The sequence below is a fragment of the Caulobacter sp. FW305-C-30-S16 genome, from assembly GCF_058783025.1.
The window spans coordinates 972,741-989,158 of the sequence record NZ_JBYSYH010000002.1 but is presented as its reverse complement, the minus strand read 5'-3'; the positions used below and the strand labels follow the sequence as shown (position 1 = coordinate 989,158).

Annotated in this window: 12 protein-coding genes; 4 read left to right on the top strand and 8 right to left on the bottom strand. The window is 68.3% G+C overall.

Annotation, left to right across the window (positions count from 1 at the left end; genetic code table 11):
* Window positions 1-82 precede the first annotated feature (82 nt).
* From AC3WJT_RS11815 to AC3WJT_RS11800, 4 genes are all read right to left on the bottom strand, one after another.
* Entirely contained in the window at window positions 83-3,235 is a 3,153-nt protein-coding gene (locus tag AC3WJT_RS11815) for an efflux RND transporter permease subunit (protein WP_492343313.1), read from the bottom strand.
* Window positions 3,235-4,350, bottom strand: a complete 1,116-nt coding sequence (locus AC3WJT_RS11810) for an efflux RND transporter periplasmic adaptor subunit (protein ID WP_492343312.1) — start codon at window positions 4,348-4,350, stop codon at window positions 3,235-3,237. Before AC3WJT_RS11810 ends, AC3WJT_RS11815 begins: the two co-directional genes overlap by 1 nt.
* 123 nt (window positions 4,351-4,473) lie before the next feature.
* Complete coding sequence (locus AC3WJT_RS11805) at window positions 4,474-5,076, bottom strand: hypothetical protein (protein ID WP_492343311.1); 603 nt, start codon at window positions 5,074-5,076, stop codon at window positions 4,474-4,476.
* A 176-nt stretch (window positions 5,077-5,252) separates the two neighbouring features.
* Window positions 5,253-6,029: a class II aldolase/adducin family protein gene (locus AC3WJT_RS11800; RefSeq protein WP_492343310.1), complete on the bottom strand. Its 777-nt coding sequence runs from the start codon at window positions 6,027-6,029 to the stop codon at window positions 5,253-5,255.
* Between the two features lie 151 nt (window positions 6,030-6,180).
* Here AC3WJT_RS11800 and AC3WJT_RS11795 point away from each other — a divergent pair, with 151 nt between their 5' ends.
* Entirely contained in the window at window positions 6,181-7,689 is a 1,509-nt protein-coding gene (locus tag AC3WJT_RS11795) for an amidase (RefSeq protein WP_492343309.1), read from the top strand.
* 89 nt (window positions 7,690-7,778) lie between these two features.
* Here the strand turns inward: AC3WJT_RS11795 and AC3WJT_RS11790 are convergent, their stop codons facing one another.
* Window positions 7,779-9,530 (bottom strand): class I adenylate-forming enzyme family protein, encoded by a 1,752-nt coding sequence (locus AC3WJT_RS11790; protein ID WP_492343308.1) that lies wholly within the window; start codon window positions 9,528-9,530, stop codon window positions 7,779-7,781.
* 185 nt (window positions 9,531-9,715) lie between these two features.
* On the opposite strand from AC3WJT_RS11790, the gene AC3WJT_RS11785 reads away from it, so the two are divergent.
* Genes AC3WJT_RS11785 through AC3WJT_RS11775 form a run of 3 tightly spaced genes read left to right on the top strand, consistent with a single transcriptional unit; the run spans window position 9,716 to window position 11,227 of the window.
* Window positions 9,716-10,279: a carboxymuconolactone decarboxylase family protein gene (locus AC3WJT_RS11785; RefSeq protein ID WP_492343307.1), complete on the top strand. Its 564-nt coding sequence runs from the start codon at window positions 9,716-9,718 to the stop codon at window positions 10,277-10,279.
* A gap of 11 nt (window positions 10,280-10,290) precedes the next feature.
* Complete coding sequence (locus AC3WJT_RS11780; protein ID WP_492343306.1) at window positions 10,291-10,740, top strand: YHS domain-containing (seleno)protein; 450 nt, start codon at window positions 10,291-10,293, stop codon at window positions 10,738-10,740.
* Between the two features lie 7 nt (window positions 10,741-10,747).
* Window positions 10,748-11,227, top strand: a complete 480-nt coding sequence (locus tag AC3WJT_RS11775; protein WP_492343305.1) for a hypothetical protein — start codon at window positions 10,748-10,750, stop codon at window positions 11,225-11,227.
* A 184-nt stretch (window positions 11,228-11,411) separates the two neighbouring features.
* Here the strand turns inward: AC3WJT_RS11775 and AC3WJT_RS11770 are convergent, their stop codons facing one another.
* From AC3WJT_RS11770 to AC3WJT_RS11760, 3 genes are all read right to left on the bottom strand, one after another.
* On the bottom strand, window positions 11,412-14,114 hold the full coding sequence (locus tag AC3WJT_RS11770; RefSeq protein WP_492343304.1) for a valine--tRNA ligase: 2,703 nt from the start codon (window positions 14,112-14,114) through the stop codon (window positions 11,412-11,414).
* 111 nt (window positions 14,115-14,225) lie between these two features.
* Window positions 14,226-14,720, bottom strand: a complete 495-nt coding sequence (locus AC3WJT_RS11765; protein WP_492343303.1) for a DUF2497 domain-containing protein — start codon at window positions 14,718-14,720, stop codon at window positions 14,226-14,228.
* A gap of 110 nt (window positions 14,721-14,830) precedes the next feature.
* Window positions 14,831-16,315: a TolC family outer membrane protein gene (locus AC3WJT_RS11760; protein WP_492343302.1), complete on the bottom strand. Its 1,485-nt coding sequence runs from the start codon at window positions 16,313-16,315 to the stop codon at window positions 14,831-14,833.
* Window positions 16,316-16,418 lie beyond the last annotated feature (103 nt).

Below are 16,418 nucleotides of genomic sequence, written 5' to 3'. Positions count from 1 at the left end.
TGGCGGACCTGACCCTGATCCCCAACGGCGACCAGCGCGCGTCACAGGCTGACGTCAGGATGGAGATTGACGGCTGAAGGACCTACTCGGCCGGCGCGGCGGCGGCCGCGCCTTCCTTGTGTTCGAAGGCCTCGATCTGTCTCGCCGTCCATTCCGGCGACTTCGTGAAGCGCGCCAGCATGTTGTAGAACACCGGCACCACGAACACCGTCAGCAGGGTCGCGAAGATCGCGCCGAAGAAGATGGTCACGCCGATCGTCTGGCGGCTGGCCGCGCCGGCGCCCTGCCAGAGCATCAGCGGCAGCGCCCCGAAGGCGGCGGTGATCGATGTCATCACGATCGGTCGCAGCCGCAACACCGCCGCCTCGATCACCGCCTCGCGGATCGAGCGGCCCTGGTCGCGAAGCTGGTTGGCGAACTCGACGATCAGGATTCCGTTCTTGGCGGCGATGCCGATGAGAATGATCAGCCCGATCTGGCTGTAGGTGTTGATCGACTGGCCCGTCAGCAGCAGGCCGAACAGACCGCCGAGGGCGGCGAGCGGCACCGTCAGCATGATCACCGCCGGGTGGATCCAGCTTTCGAACTGCGCCGCCAGCACCAGGAAGACCAGCAGCAGCGCCATGCCGAAGGCCAGACCCACGGCGCCGGACGCCTCAAGGTAGTCCCGCGCCTGGCCGCCCCAGGTGTAGGTCACGCTCGGCGAGGGATTCTTGCGGATCTCGTCCTGGATGAAGGCGACCGCATCGGCGACCGTGAAGCCGGGCGACAGCTGGGCCGTCAGCTCGACGGACCGCTGCCGGTCCGTGCGTTCGCGATCCGGCGTGTCGCCCCGCAGCTGGGTCGTCACCACCGAGGACAGCGGGACGAGCGCGCCCGAGGCCGTTCGGACGTAGAGGGTGTTGAGGTCGCCGATGGTGCGCCGCTTCTCGAGATCGGTCTGGACGATGACGTCGTATTCCTGGCCGCCCTTGACGTAGGTGGTCACCCGGCGGGAGCCGAACATCGACTCCAGCACCCGGCCCACGGCCTGGGGCGTGACCCCGAGAGACGCAGCCTTCTCCCGGTCGATCTCGACCGACAGGCGCGGCGCCGTGGGCTCATAGTCGAGACGCGGGCGCGAGAAGCCGGGATTGCGCTGCATGGCGTCCCGGATCGGCTCCAGCCAGCGCGCGATCTCCGCGTAGTCATTGCCGAGGCCGACCAGGTCGACGTTGGTGCCCCCTCCCCCGCCGCCGCCGCCGCCGCGCTGGAAGGGGCCGCGCACGCTGGCCACGGCCCGCACGCCGGTGATGCCGCTAAGGCTCTTGTTCAGCTCGTCAGCGACCTGGTCGGAGGTCTTGGTCCGTTTGCCCCAGTCGTTCATCACCACCACCGAGTTGGCGGTGTTGAACTGGGTCGCGCCGAAACGCGGAATGCTGAGGATGTACCGGCTCGCCTCACCCTCTTCGTAGTAGCGGCGAACCTGGCTCTCGACGGTCGCCGCCGCCTTGTAGGTGTAATCGTAGCCCGCGCCTTCCGGGCCGCTGATCGAGATGTCGACCCGGCCCCGGTCTTCGGCCGGCACCAGTTCCTGCGGCAGGGTGACGAACAACACCGCCGCCAGGGCGGCCAGGGCGGCCACCAGGCCGAGCGCGCCGAAGCCCACGACGCGTGGCCCCAGCAGCATTTCGAGCGAGTTGCGATAGGAGGCCTTCACCTTGTCGACAGCGACGTCGACGCGCCGGGCGAGCCAGCCATTTCCCGAGGCCGGTCGAAGGAGCTTCGACGCCAGCATCGGCGACAGGGACAGCGCCAGGAAGGCCGAGAAGGCCACCGCCGAGGCGATCGCGACGGCCAGCTCGACGAACAGGCGTCCAATGTAGCCGGGCAGGAACATCAGCGGCGCGAACACCGAGATGAGCACGATGGTCGTGGCGATCACGGCGAAGAACACCTGACGGGCGCCACGGGTGGCCGCAACGGTCGGCGGCTCGCCGTCGTCCACCCGCCGCTGGATGTTCTCGACCACCACGATGGCGTCGTCGACGACCAGGCCGACCGACAGCACCAGCGCCAGCAGCGTCAGCAGATTGAGCGAGAACCCCAGCGGGGTCAGGACGATGAAGGTCGCCAGAAGGCAGATCGGCGCGACGATCGACGGGATCACGGCCGCTCGCCAGCTGCCGAGGAACAGCAGATTGACCATCGCCACCAGGGCGATGGAGATGCCCATGGTGATCCACACCTCATGGATCGCCTCCGCGGTGAACTCCGAAGAGTCCACGGCGATGATCACCTTTGTGCCTTCCGGCAGCGTGGCGTTGATCGCCTCGACTTCCTTGCGGGCGGCCTTGGCGATGGCCAGGTCGTTGGCCTGCGACTGGCGGGTCAGAACCATGCCGACCTGATCGACGCCATTGCCGCGGAATACGCGACGGGGTTCGGCCGCGCCCTCCTCGACCCGGGCGATGTCGCCGAGCCGGGTGACATAGGCGCCGGCGGCGGCGGCCTGGCCGGCGACCTTCACAGGCAGCCTGGCGAAATCCTCGGGCCTGGCGTAGCCGCGATTGACCCGAATGGTGAAGTCGCGGGCCGTGCTTTCGAGCGCCCCGGCGGGCAACTCGACGTTCTGGGAGCTGAGCGCGGTCTCGACGTCCTCGACGGTCACGCCGCGCGCGGCCATCCTGTCGGCGTCCAGCCAGATACGCATGGCGTAGAGCGGACCGTTCAGTCCGACGGTCGCAACGCCCGGGATGGTCGACAGGCGCTCCACGAGGAACCGGTCGGCATAGTCGGCCAACTGCAGCGGCGACAGCGTTGACGACGCCATGTTCAGGATGATGATCGGCGCGGAGTCGGCATTGGCCTTTGCGATCTGCGGCGGATCAGCCTGGTCGGGCAGCTGGTTGACCACGCGGCTGGCGGCGTCGCGCACGTCGTTGGCCGCCGTCTCCAGGTCGGTGTCCAGCTTGAAACTGATGTTGATCTGGCTGCGCCCGTCTCGGCTGGACGAGTTGACCCGGTCGATGCCCTGGATGCCGCTGACCTGGCGTTCCAGAACCTGGGTGATCCGCTCCTCGACGATTTCGGCGGAGGCCCCGCGATAGGTGGTCGTGATCGAGACCACGGGCGGATCGACGCTGGGCAGCTCGCGGATCGAAATGCTGAGGAAGGCCGCGAGACCCACGACGCAGAGGATGATCGCAGCAACCGCGGCGAAGACCGGCCGCTTGACCGAAAGGTCAGACAGCATCAGCCGGCCTTCCGCGCCGGGGCCGCTGCCGACGGGCGACGGGCGGGTCCGACCTGCACCGGCTGGCCGTCCTGGATCCTGTTGAGGCCGTCGGCGACAACCTTGTCGCCGGCCTGGAGACCGCCGGTGATCTCGACAAAGCCGCCTGCGGTCGAGCCGGTCTGAACGGCCTGTTTTCGGGCCGAGGCGCCGCCGCCGCGCGGGGTGATCACGAACACGAAAGCCTGGTCGCCCTCGAACTGGACGGCGGCCTCCGGCACGGCGAGGCCCTGCCGCGCGCCGTTGGCGATGGTGACGCGCATCAGCATGCCCGGCTTGATCCGGCCGCCCGGGTTGGCGAACTCGGCGCGGGCGGTGATGGCGCGGGTCGTCGCGTCGATCCGGCTGTCCAGCCGGGCGATGCGGCCCTGAATGGTCTCCGTCGGCCAGGCGTCCGGTCGGGCGGCGAGCGCCGCGCCCTCGGCGAGCATCGGCAGGTAGCGGTCCGGCACCTCGAAATCGACGCGCACCATGGTCAGGTCATCGAGGGTGACGATCGGCGCGCCGGGACTGATCAGCGCGCCCGGCGCAACATCGGTCAGACCCACGACGCCGGCGAACGGGGCGCGGATCACCCGGTCGAGCTTGCGGGCGCGGGCCGCCTCGACTCCGGCGCGGGCGGTATCGAGCGCCGAGCGGAACTGTTCCGCCGTCGCCCTGGGGGCGATGCCCTGGTCGGCCAGGCTCTTCCAGCGGGCATAGTCGCGCTCCGCCTGCGCCAGACGGGCCTGGGCCTCGATCAGGCCGGCGTCTTCCTCACCGGCCTTCAGCTCGACCAGCACCTGGCCCTTGCTGACCTGCTGGCCATCGCGGAAGCGGACAGCGGTCACCAGTTCGCTGGTGTTGGAGGTGATGGTGACGGACTCACGGCCCTTGGCCACGCCCAGCGCCTCGATGTTGTCAGCGAAGGGCCGGAGCGCGACCACGGCCTGGGCGACCGAAGCCGCCCGGCCGCCCGGACCGCCCGGTCCGCCTTTGCCTTTGGGTTCGGCTGTCGCCAGCTTCAGTCCGCCGCCGATCAGCATCAGCACCAGAAAGGCCGCGGCGGCGAACAGGAAGAAATGACGGCGGATCACGAAACACTCCCGGCGCCGGTCCGACCGACGGCATGCAATGGCACATATAGGGGCATGGCCGTTCACGTAAACCGTATTGAGGTGGCGGTAGCGTGACGGTGCGTTGCGGGTCTGAAAGGGAGGTCAGAACGAACGCCAGACAGCGAACACCGGTCCGGCTTCGGCGGGGCTGTCGCGGCCGGCCACGGACTGTCGCCAGCCGGCCTGCAATCGCCAGTCGCCGATACGCCTGACGGCGGAAACTTCCAGCTTCAGCCAGCGCGGCGGAACCGGATCCCGGTCAGCCTGACCGGCGTAGGCCTGGGCCAGCAGCAGCCAGCGCGCATCAGGCTCGAACCCCACGGTCAGGTCGAGATGGGTTTCATCCGGCAGGCCGGTCCGTTTCAGCCGCGCCACCTGCGCGTCGATGAAGGCCGCACGGCCGGCGACCGTGGCCGAGCGTCCGGTCAGCAGGCGAATCTCGAGATCCGCCCCACCCTCGCCCGGAGAGGCGTAACCGGCGTTGCGACCGTCGCCCGCATAGGCCCCGCCGACGTAGAGACTCACAGCCGACCGCTCGTCCTGCAGAAGCGCCAGCCGCAGGCCCAGCTCGAGCGGACCGCGACCGGCGTAGTCGGCGAAGCCGTCCTCGCCGCGCGTCCAGCCAATCCGCCCCTGAAAGGTCAGACGCGGCGTCAGGCCATGCTCGGCGTACAGGCTGACCGCGTCATCGGCGCGCGGGGGCATCGCGACCTGTTCGCCCGCCGCGTCGAAGAAGGCGTCGGCGCGCGAGCCTTCATACTTGAGGATCGCCAGGGTCTCGCCCGGGGGAACCGGCCAGGCCCCCGCCCGCGCAGACTGACAAACGAAGACCGCCGCGAGCGCCAGGCCCGCGGCGGTCCACTGAAGTATCGCCGTGATGCCTAGGCGTCGTAGCCCGGCAGGTTGCGATCCAGCTGACGCAGGCAGCCCGGCCAGGCCAAGCCGCCGATGCCGCCCATGCCGCGGCCCATCTGGCTGCGGACTTCCGCCTGGGCCGCGTCGGGCGCGTTCAGCACCCCGTCGCGTCCGGCCGAAAGCGCCATGACCTGCTGCTGACATGCACGCTCCAGATAGAACATGTTGAGCCAGCAGGCGGCTGCGGTTTCCCCCACCGTCAGGGTGCCGTGATTGCGCAGCAGCATGGCCGACTTGTCGCCCAAGTCAGCCACAAGTCGCTCACGCTCGTCAAGATTGAGTGCGATACCTTCATAGTCGTGATAGGCGAGTTGCGGCAGCACAATCAGCGCATGTTGCGACAGCGGCAGCAGCCCGCCCTTCTGGGCCGAGACAGCGACGCCCTGGTCCGAGTGCAGGTGCATCACGAACATCGCGTCCTCGCGGGCGGCGTGAACCGCCGAGTGGATCGTGAAGCCCGCCGGATTGATGAAGTACGGCGTATCCTGCAGCACCTTGCCGTCGAGATCGATCTTCACCAGCGAGCTGGCGGTGATCTCGTCGAAGAACATGCCGTAGGGATTGATCAGGAAATGGTGCTCGGGTCCCGGGATCCGGGCCGAGATGTGGGTGAAGATCATGTCGTCCCACCCGTGCAGGGCCACGAGACGGTAAAGGGCGGCGAGATCGACCCGCGCCTTCCACTCCTCTTCGCTGACCTTGCCCTTCAGCGAGCTCGCGCCCGCCATTGATCCATCGGCCATGGCGTTTCTCCTCCCGTGCCTGTCGTTGCCCACGAGAGTCGCGCCGCATGACGCCCGCGTCAAGCGGGGGGGCCGCTTGCGGACCCGCGTTCGACCGGTCAATCTGAACGCTGATCACGGACGCGACCAACGACGTCCGAGGGAGGGCTCCATGACCAATCTTACCCGCCGCGGCCTGATGGCCGCCTCCGCCGCTGCATCCGCCGCCGCCGCAACGCCGGCCGCCGCCCTGGGCTGGCCGGGCAAAAAGGTCGCGCCGCCCGCCCCTGCCGCCTGGACGCCCGACGCGACCACCCTGGCCGGCATGATCCGCAACAAGGAGATCAGCCCGCTCGAAGCGGTGGAGGCGGCGATCCGCCGGACCGAGGCGTTGCAGCCGACGCTGAACTTCATGGTCAATTCCGACTTCGACCGCGCCATCGACGCGGCGAAGAAGGGCGGCCAGACCGGCCCCTTCGCCGGTGTGCCCTTCCTGATCAAGGATCTCAACGACTACGCCGGCATGCCGACGCGCAACGGCTCGGCCGGCAGCCTTGGCGCCCCGCCGGCGACCGCCAACGATCCCTGGGTGGACGCTGCGTTGAAGGCCGGCTTCATCGTCATCGGCAAATCGGCCTCGCCCGAGTTCGGCTACCTGCCGACGACCGAGCCCCTCGCCTACGGCCCGACCCGCAATCCCTGGAACACGGGCCGGTCGACCGGCGGCTCGTCCGGCGGCGCGGCCGCTGCCACCGCGGCGGGCGTGGTCACCATGGCCCACGCCAGCGATGGCGGCGGCTCGATCCGGATTCCCGCCGCCTGCTGCGGCCTGTTCGGCTTCAAGCCTTCGCGCGGCCGCCTCGCGGGCAACACGGACATGCGGGTCATCGCCCTGTCGGTGAACCACGTCGACAGCCGTTCCGTGCGCGACTCGGCGGCGATGTTCGCGGCGACTGAACGCACCGACGTCGATGCGCCGTACCGTCCGATCGGCTTTGTCGAAAAGGCCTCGCGCAAGAAGCTCCGCATCGGCGTGCTGAGCGCCAGCGGCAACGGGCGCGAGCCGGACGCCGAGGTCCGCGCGGGCCTCGACGGCGCGGTGAAGCTGCTGCAGGCCATGGGCCACAAAGTCAGCGAAGCCGCCTGGCCGATCGACTCCGCCCGCTTCGGACAGGACTTCCTGACCCTGTGGTCGGCCGGCGCCGCCATGGATATCGCCGCGATGAGCAAGGCCCTTGGCCGGGCGCCGGACACGAAGATGGCCGAGCCGTTCTCGCTGGGCATGGCCGAACTTATCGCCAAGGCGCCGGAAGGCGCCGTCGACGCCGCGATCGGCAGGCTGGCGCAGGATTCAGCGGCCTATGACGGCTGGTTCTCGAAGTTTGACGTCATCGTCTCGCCGGTTCTGACCAAGCCGCCCGTGCCGCTGGGCTTCGTTTCGGGCGACGTGCCGTTCGCCGAGTTGTCGGCGCGGCTGACCGACTATGTCGGCTACACGCCGCTGCACAACATCGCCGGCGCCCCGGCGATGAGCGTGCCCCTGCACTGGACGGCCGACGGACTGCCGGTCGGGGTGCATTTCGCGGCCAAGGCGGGCAACGACGCGATGCTCTTCCAGCTGGCCTACGCGCTTGAGCAGGCCCAGCCGTGGGCGGGGCGCAAGCCGGGCGTAAGCGCATAGTTTGAAGGGGACATGTACCGCAGGTACGTGTCCCCTAAACCTGCCGCTCGATTGGGGGACACGTACCTGCGGTACATGTCCCCTGGCCCCTACTCCTCCTCGAACACCTTTTTCAGCTCGTTCTTCATGATCTTGCCGTTGGCGTTGCGCGGCAGGGTCTCGTGCCAGAACACGACCTTTTTCGGCACCTTGAAGGCGGCCAGACGGTCGGCGACGAAGGCGCGCAGTTCCTGTTCGGTGGCGGTCGCCCCCTCCTTCAGGGTCACCACCGCGCCCGGCTCTTCGCCGAGCGTCTTGTGCGGGATGCCGACGAGGGCCGCGTCCATCACGGCGGGGTGGTCGTAGAGGACGTTCTCGACCTCGATGCAGTAGATGTTCTCGCCGCCGCGGATCAGCATGTCCTTGGCCCGGTCGATGATGAAGCAGAAGCCTTCTTCATCCAGGCGCGCCAGATCGCCCGTGCGGACCCAGCCGTCGACGAAGGTCTGGGCCGTCGCCTCGGGCTTGTTCCAGTAGAGCTTCACCACCTGCGGGCCCTTGCACCACAGCTCGCCGACCGAACCGATCGGCAGTTCGGTGTAGGGCGCCTCGACCGTCATGATCTTCAGGTCGGTGACCGGCACGGGCGGGCCGCAGCTGTCGGGACGATGTTCGTAGTCCTCGGCCGAGTTGGAGGTGGCCGTGGCGCTGGTCTCGGTCATGCCCCAGCCGTTGCCGGCGTGGGATTTGGGCCAGACTTCCTTGATCTTGCGCACCAGTTCAGGCGCCGAGGGCGCGCCGCCGTAGGCCATGCTCTCGATCGAGGAGAGGTCGTACTTCTCCCGGGCCGGATGCTCGATGAGCTGCCAGGCGATGGTCGGCACGCCGCCGGCGCTGGTCAGCCGCTCGCGCTCGATGATCTGCATCGCCAGCTCGGGATCCCAGCGGCGGATCATCGCCAGCTTGGCGCCGGCGTAGAGGGTTGGGTTGAGCACCGCGAAACAGCCGGTGGCGTGGAAGAACGGCACGCTGAGCAGGCTGCCCTTCTGCGGCAGGGTGGGATCGGGCGCCGGCGGCATCTCGCCGCGACGCAGGAAGGCCCGGGCCCCGGCGCAGAGGGCCGAGAAGATGTTGGAGTTGACGTTGCGCTGGGTCGCCAGCGCGCCCTTGGGCTTACCGGTGGTGCCGGAGGTGTAGAAGATGGTCGCGTCGTCGTCCGCCTCGATCGGAACGGTAGGCAGGGGCCTGTCCGGCAGGCTCGCCCAGCTGTTCGGATCGCCGATGGCGTCCTCCAGCTTGCTGACGAACGGATGGGTCACCTCGTCGACCATCCGGCTGACGAAGACGTGCTCCAGGTCCGGGCAGTTGGGGAAGTGCTCGGCCAACCGGTCGAACCGCTCGGCGTCGACGATGCAGATCTTGCTGCCGGAGTCGGTCAGGCCGTACTCGAGCTCGGGCCCGGTCCACCAGGCGTTCAGGGGCGTGAGGATCGCGCCCAGACTCATGCCCGCATAGAAGGCCACCGGCCATTCCGGCAGGTTGCGCATGACGATGGCGACCCGGTCGCCCTTCTTCACGCCCTTGTCGGCCAGGGTCTGCGCGAAGGCCGCCACGGCGCGGTGGAAGGCCTCGAAGCTGACGCGCTCGTCTTCGTGGACGAGGAAGATCTTCTCGCCGTGCGCGCGGCCGATGGTGACCACGTCGCGCAGGGTGGGCGGAGCGTTCTTCCAGATCCGGGTCCTGATGCCGCGGATCTCGATCTCTTCCATCTCGGTCGGCATGCCGGGCGCGGTCAGGGCGGCGTAAGCCTCCCGGACGGTCATCGCGGGCCAGGACGTCTGGGGCTGGGCGGCGTCGGTCATGCAAAACTCCCTGGGACTGGACGGGCGTTCTTGCCGACGCCTCGCGTCGTCAAAAGCACAGGGTGGCCGGGGTTGCAAACGCCTGTTTGATCCCGGTGGCGGGCGACGCGCCATGCGCTGCGTGCATGAACATGATGCCGGGCGCCGGGATTACGCCGTTCAATGGAAACGGGCACCCTTCGGCCATGACGTCCTTCCCGCTGCACACCCGCGCCACCGCGCCGTTCGAGGCCAAGCCGTTCCTCGAGCAGGCGACCCGATCCATGGGCCACATCCCGCCGCTGCTGGCCCAGATGGCCGAGGCTCCGGCCCTGCTGGAAGGCTACGCCAGCCTGTCGGCGATCTTTCGCAAGAGCAGCCTGACGCCGCCGGAGCAGCAGCTGGTCCTGCTGGCCATCTCGGTCGAGCATGACAGCGCCTATTGCACGCCCGCCCATGCTGTCCGGGCGCGGCATGCGGGGCTCGATGAGCGCCTGATCGGTGATGTTCGCACCGGAGCGCCGATGCCGGACGCCAGGCTCGAGGCCCTGCGCGCGTTTGTCATCCAGATGGTTCGCGGCCGCGGCGTTCTGGCGCCGGACGCGCTGGAGGCCTTCCTCGCCGCCGGATTCACCCGCGCCAACAGCCTGGAGGTGATCCTGGCCGTCGGCCTCAAGACCCTCTCCAACTACGTCGCCCACGTGGCGCAAACCCCGCCTGATCAGGGACTGCCCGCCGATCTCCCGGCGACGTCCCGACAGGTCGCCTGAAGGACCCTGAGATGAAACGCCTGATCCTCGCGCTCGCCCTGGCGACCGCCGCCCTCCCCGGAGCCGCCCTGGCCGCCAAGCCGCCGGTCTATACCGCGCCCTTCTCGCAGGTCGCCGCCGGCGGCTACGACGTTGTGGCCTATTTCACGGTCGGTCGGCCGGTGAAGGGCGATGCGAAGTTCGCCACCGAATGGAAGGGCGCCAGCTGGCAGTTCTCGTCGGCCGCCAACCTCGCGAAGTTCAAGGCCAGCCCGGCCGCCTACGCCCCGCAATACGGCGGCTACTGCGCCTGGGCCGTGGCCAACGGATACACCGCCAAGGGCGATCCGCTGAACTGGAAGATCGTCGGCGGCAAGCTCTACCTCAACTACAACGCCGAGATTCAGTCTCGCTGGGTCAAGGACGTTCCCGGCTTCATCCGCAAGGGCGACGGCAACTGGCCGACCGTCCTGGGCAAGTGAGATCATCATGAAACGCTATCTGAAATACGTTCCCGACCTGATGGCCGTCTTCATGGCGGTGATCTTCCTCGACAGCCTGCGCTTCAAGTTCACCGACCATCCCAAGACGCAGCAAATCTTCGGCCTCCTCGACGGCTGGGCCGGGACCATCGGCGCGCCGGGCCTGTTCGGGCACACCGGGCTGTTCTCGCAATACGTCATCGGCTCGATCGAGCTGCTGGCGGCCGGCCTGCTGCTCGTGGGTCTGCATCCCCGCTTCAAGCACCTTCAGGCCGGCGGCGCGCTGGCCGGTCTGCTGGTGATGACGGGGGCGGTCAGCTTCCACCTGTTCACGCCGCTGGGGATCGACCCGAACAGCGACGGCGCCGGCCTGTTCGTCGCCGCCTGCGTGAACCTGGCGTTCGCGGCGCTACTGCTCGGCGTGTTTCGGCGGGCGGGGCTGCTTGAGCTGGTCCGGCGGGTAGCGGGAATTCCGAAACCCTTCTGACCACTTCTTTCGCTCCTCTCCCGCGAGGGAGAGGGGGACCATGCGGAGCATGGTGGAGAGGGAAGCATAGCTCCCGACCGTAGAATCTCTGGCGTTGAGAGACGGCGGGAGACCTGCACCATCGGCGCATCCCTCTCCACCAGCCTCCGGCTGGTCCCCCTCCCCCTCGCGGGGGAGGAAAGATTCAGCCCACGCCCTGCAACCGCCCCAGCGCCGCTTCCAGCTTGGCCTTGGCGGCTTCAGCCTCGGCCAGCTTCTCGCGGTTTTCCTCGATGACCTCTTCCTTGGCCTTGGCGAGGAAGTCGGGGTTGCCGAGCTTCTTGTTGACCCGCTCGATATCGCCGACGTGGCCCGCGATCTCCTTGGTCAGGCGGGCGCGTTCAGCGGCGAGGTCGATGAACTCCGCGATAGAGATGGACGCCGTCGCCTCGCCGATCGTGAAGGGCGCCGAGCCAGCCGGCGCGTCGCCGGCCTGGGCGCTGCCCAGACGGCCCAGCGTCAGGATCAGGTCGTTGTGACGCGCCAGCCGATCCAGCGTCTCGGCGCTGGCGCCGGAGAGGGTCAGCGGAATGCGCGCGCCAGGCGGCACGTTCATCTCGGCGCGGATCGAGCGGATCTCGGTGACCAGATCGACCAGCCAGCCGATCTCCGCCTCGGCGCCGGCGTCGATCCAGTCGGCAGGCAGGTCCGGCCAGCGGGTCGACATCAGGAAACCGTCGCGCGCCGGGCCTTCCTCGGCCGTCTTGTCCCACAGTTCCTCGGTCAGGAACGGCATGACCGGATGCAGCAGCAGCAGACACTGGTCGAGCACCCAGGCGGTCATGGCCTGGGTCTCGGCCTTGGCCGCTTCGTCCGACCCGTTGAGGATCGGCTTGGCCAACTCGACGTACCAGTCGCAGAAGACGTTCCAGATGAAGCGGTAGAGGGCGCCGGTGGCGTCGTCGAAGGCGCAGGCCTCCAGCGCCCGCGTGACCTCAGCCGCCGTCTTCGTCGCCTCGCCGCGGATCCATTTGTTGATCGTCTGGGTGACGGTCGCCGGCTCGAAGCCCTCGACGCGGACGCAGCCGTTCATCTGGGTGAAGCGGGTCGCGTTCCACAGCTTGGTGCCGAAATTCCGATAACCTTCAATGCGCTGTGTCGACAGCTTGATGTCGCGCGCCTGGCCCGACATGGCCGTCAGGGTGAAGCGCACGGCGTCGCAGCCGTACTGGTCGATGAGCTCCAGCGGGTCCATGACGTTGCCCTTGGACTTGCTCATCTTCGCGCCGGACGCGTCTCGCACCAGGGCGTTGATGACCACCCGCTGGAACGGAACCTGGCCGGTAAAGTGCAGGCCCATCATCATCATCCGGGCGACCCAGAAGAAGATGATGTCGAAGCCGGTGACCAGGGTGTGGGTCGGGTAGAACCGCTCCAGATCGGCGGTCTTCTCCGGCCAGCCGAGGGTCGAGAAAGGCCACAGGCCGGAGGAGAACCAGGTGTCGAGGACGTCCTCGTCCTGGGTCAGCGTCTTGCCGCCCGCCGCCGCGATAGCCTCGGCCTCGGTTTCGGCGACATAGACATTGCCGTCGGCGTCATACCAGGCCGGGATCCGGTGGCCCCACCAGAGCTGCCGGCTGATGCACCAGGGCTGGATGTTCCGCATCCACTCGAAATAGGTCTTGTCCCAGTTGGCCGGCTCGAAGACCGTCGCCCCCTCCTCCACCGCCTTGATGGCGGGAATGGCGAGGGTCTCGGCGTCGACGTACCACTGGTCCGTCAGCCAGGGCTCGATGACCACGCCCGATCGGTCGCCATGCGGGACCATATGGCGGGTCTTCTCGATGCTCTTCAGAAGCTCAAGGGTTTCAAAGGCTTCGATCACCATCTTGCGGGCGACAAAGCGGTCGTGACCGCGAAACTCGGCCGGCGCGTTCTCGTTGATCCTGCCGAAGGCGTCGAGGATGTTGATCGCCTCGAGCCCGTGGCGCTTGCCGACCTGGAAGTCGTTGAAGTCGTGCGCCGGGGTGATCTTCACCGCGCCCGAGCCCTTGGTCGGATCGGCGTAGTCGTCGGCGACGATCGGGATCGAGCGGCCAACGATCGGCAGCTTCACGGTCTTGCCGATCAGGCCCTTGTAGCGCTCGTCATCCGGATGAACCGCGACCGCGGTGTCGCCCAGCATCGTCTCGGGCCGGGTCGTGGCGACGACGATATAGTCGCGCGTCTCCCACTCCGTCGCCGCGCCCTCGTCATCGAAAGCAACGGGGTACTGGTAGGTGACGCCGTTCTCCAGCGGATAGGCGAAGTGCCAGTAGGCGCCGTCGACCTCTTTCTGCTCGACCTCCAGATCGGAGATGGCGGTCTGGAAATGCGGGTCCCAGTTCACCAGCCGCTTGTCGCGATAGATCAGGCCCTGGCGGTGCAGATCGACGAACACCTTGCGGACGGCGGCCGACAGGCCGTCATCGAGGGTGAAGCGCTCACGCGACCAGTCGCAACTGGCGCCCAGCCGGCGCAGTTGGTTGACGATGGTCCCGCCGCTCTCGGCCTTCCATTCCCAGACCTTGGCGACAAACGCGTCGCGGCCCATGTCGCGGCGGCCGACGTTGCCGGCGGCGGCCAGCTGGCGCTCGACGACCATCTGGGTGGCGATGCCGGCGTGGTCGGTACCCGGCAGCCACAGGGCCGCCTTGCCGCGCATGCGCTGGAAGCGGATCAGCACGTCCTGCAGCGTGTTGTTCAGCGCATGGCCGATGTGCAGGCTGCCGGTGACGTTGGGCGGCGGGATGACGATGCTGAACGGCTCGGCGTTCGGATCGTCCGTCGGGGCGAACGCGCCCGACTCCTCCCAGGCCTTGTAGAGGCGCGGTTCAACGGTCTTGGGATCGAAAGTCTTGTCGAGCATGGGAAGATTCACGAACGAAAACGGCGGCGCGCTGGCTGCGGCCGCCGGTCTCTATCAGGGGTGATCGGGATCGCGAAGCGGCCAGGCGTCGCTCCGGCTGAAGAGCGCGTCCTATCTGGAGAGCTTGTCGCGTACGATCTGCTCAACGAGACGGGGCAGGTTCTGATCGGCCCATTCGTTGAGCTTGGGCTCGAGAATGCTGCGGACCAGCTCCTCAATGGTCGTGCCGCCCGAGATCGAGGCGGCGCCCATCGTGTAGCTCGGGACCGGCGCGGGTTCGGGCGCGGCGGCGTAGACCGGCGCGGGTTCCGGCTCGGGCTCAGGTTCCCAGACGGGCTCGGGCGCAGCCCTGGGCGGGCTGTAGACGTCAAGGTCGCCGACCGTCTCGAAGGCGCTCGCCTCGACCGTCTCGGTCAGCTCGAGGACGTCATCGTCCTCGGGTTCAGGCTCGACGGGCGCGGGCGCCGGGGCGGCCATGACGACGGCCGACTCCTCGACCGGCGCGGCGGCTTCGGCGGCCGGGGGCGCGTCGTCCTCGGAGATGATTCGCCGAATGGAGGCGAGAATCTCCTCCATTGTCGGTTCCTGGGCGGTCTGTTCGGACATGATCGAGCCGTACCTGCGAGAGGCGATTCCAAGGTCCTAGCGTAAGCACGCCCCGCCGTTCGTGCAAACGGCGAACACGCGCTTTTGCTCACCCTTTTGAGGGGACGTGGTTAATTCGAGGTCGCGACGGGCGTATCGACCGAGCCGGCGGCCGGCGCAGCAGGCGTCGGGAACGAAGCCACGCCATCGATGAAGCCGAGAACCGGCTCCCACGGCGTCCATCCCAGCTTGTGGCTGAACTTCTTGCCGTTGGCCGTGACGTCGTACTGCTCGACGCCCGGGACCAGGTAGCGCGCCTCAAGCTTGCCCATGGCGGACAGCAGCACGGTCGCGGCGACGTATTCCTCGCGCCGGGCATTGACCAGCGACAGCTCGGCGCCGCGCAGCTCCTGCTCGGCGTTGAGCACGTCCAGCGTCGTCCGCAGCCCGACCTGGGCCTCCTGGCGGACGCCCTCGAAGGCGATTCGGGCGGCCCGGACCTGTTCTTCGTTGGCGGCGAGGTTGGCGCGCGCGCCGATCAGGCCATTCCAGGCCTGGGACACCGTGCGCAGCACGCTGCGGCGGGTTTCCTCGATGGCCTGGCGGTCGGCGCTGTTGCGCTCCTCCGCGGCCCGGACCTGCGAGCTGATCAGGCCGCCGGTGAACAGCGGAACGCTGACAGAGACCCGGCCGCTGACGCTGCGCTCGTAGTCGTCAAACGCGCCGCCGGCGCCCGTGGGCGGAATGAAGGACTGCTGGGCGGTCGAGCCGCTGAAGCCGAGCGAACCGGTCGCGGTCACCGTCGGCAGGCGCGAGGACCGGGCGATGGCGACGCGCGCGGCGCTCGCGCGCTCGGCGTACTGGGCGGCCAGAATTTCGGCATTGTTCTGTTCGGCGGTGTCGAAGGCGTCCTCGACGGCCGGCGGCAGGAAGCTTTCCAGCGAGGGCTCCGCCTCCAGGTCGCCGGGGTTCTGACCGACAACGGCGGCGTAGGAGGCGCGGCTGATGGCCAGCTGGGCCTGGGCCGAGGCCAGCGAGGCCCTGGAGCCGGCTAGGCGGGCTTCCGCCTGGGCGACGTCTGTGCGGGTGATTTCACCGACCTCGAAGCGCGCGCGGGCCTCGTCGAGCTGGCGTTGCAGCACGGCGACGTTTTCCTGGCTGATGCGCAGACGTTCCTGGTCGCGACGGATGTCGACGTAGGCGGTGATGACCTGCTGGATGACGCCGGCCTCGACACTGCGAAGGCCTTCACGGCCCGTCAGGATGTCGGCTTCGGCGGCGCCGATCTGCGAGGACACGCGGCCGCCGGTGTAGAGCGACTGGCTGACCGAGACGCCGGCGCTGCTGCCGCGCGCCGCGTCGCCGTCGTTCTGACCGTCCGAGGTCGACGCGCTGGCGGAGGCGTCGATCTGCGGGCGCAGGCCGGTGCGGGCCTGAACGATGCTTTCATCGAGCGCCCGTTGCGAGGCGCGCTGCCCCTGCAGCGTCGGGTTGGTCTGGTAGGCCAGGGCGATGGCGTCAGCCAGGGTTTCCGCGGAGGCCAGCGAGGCGCTCCCGGCGATCAGACCGAAACTGCAAACCGCGGCGAGAAGGCCCGCGCGACGACTCTTCAACATGGATTATCCCCAAGGACCCGCCAGCCAGGCGCGCCTTATATGATCGCCTGTAATGTCCGCCGCCAGTGGCGACCAGTTAAGCTTTTTTCACATGCCCTTTGCG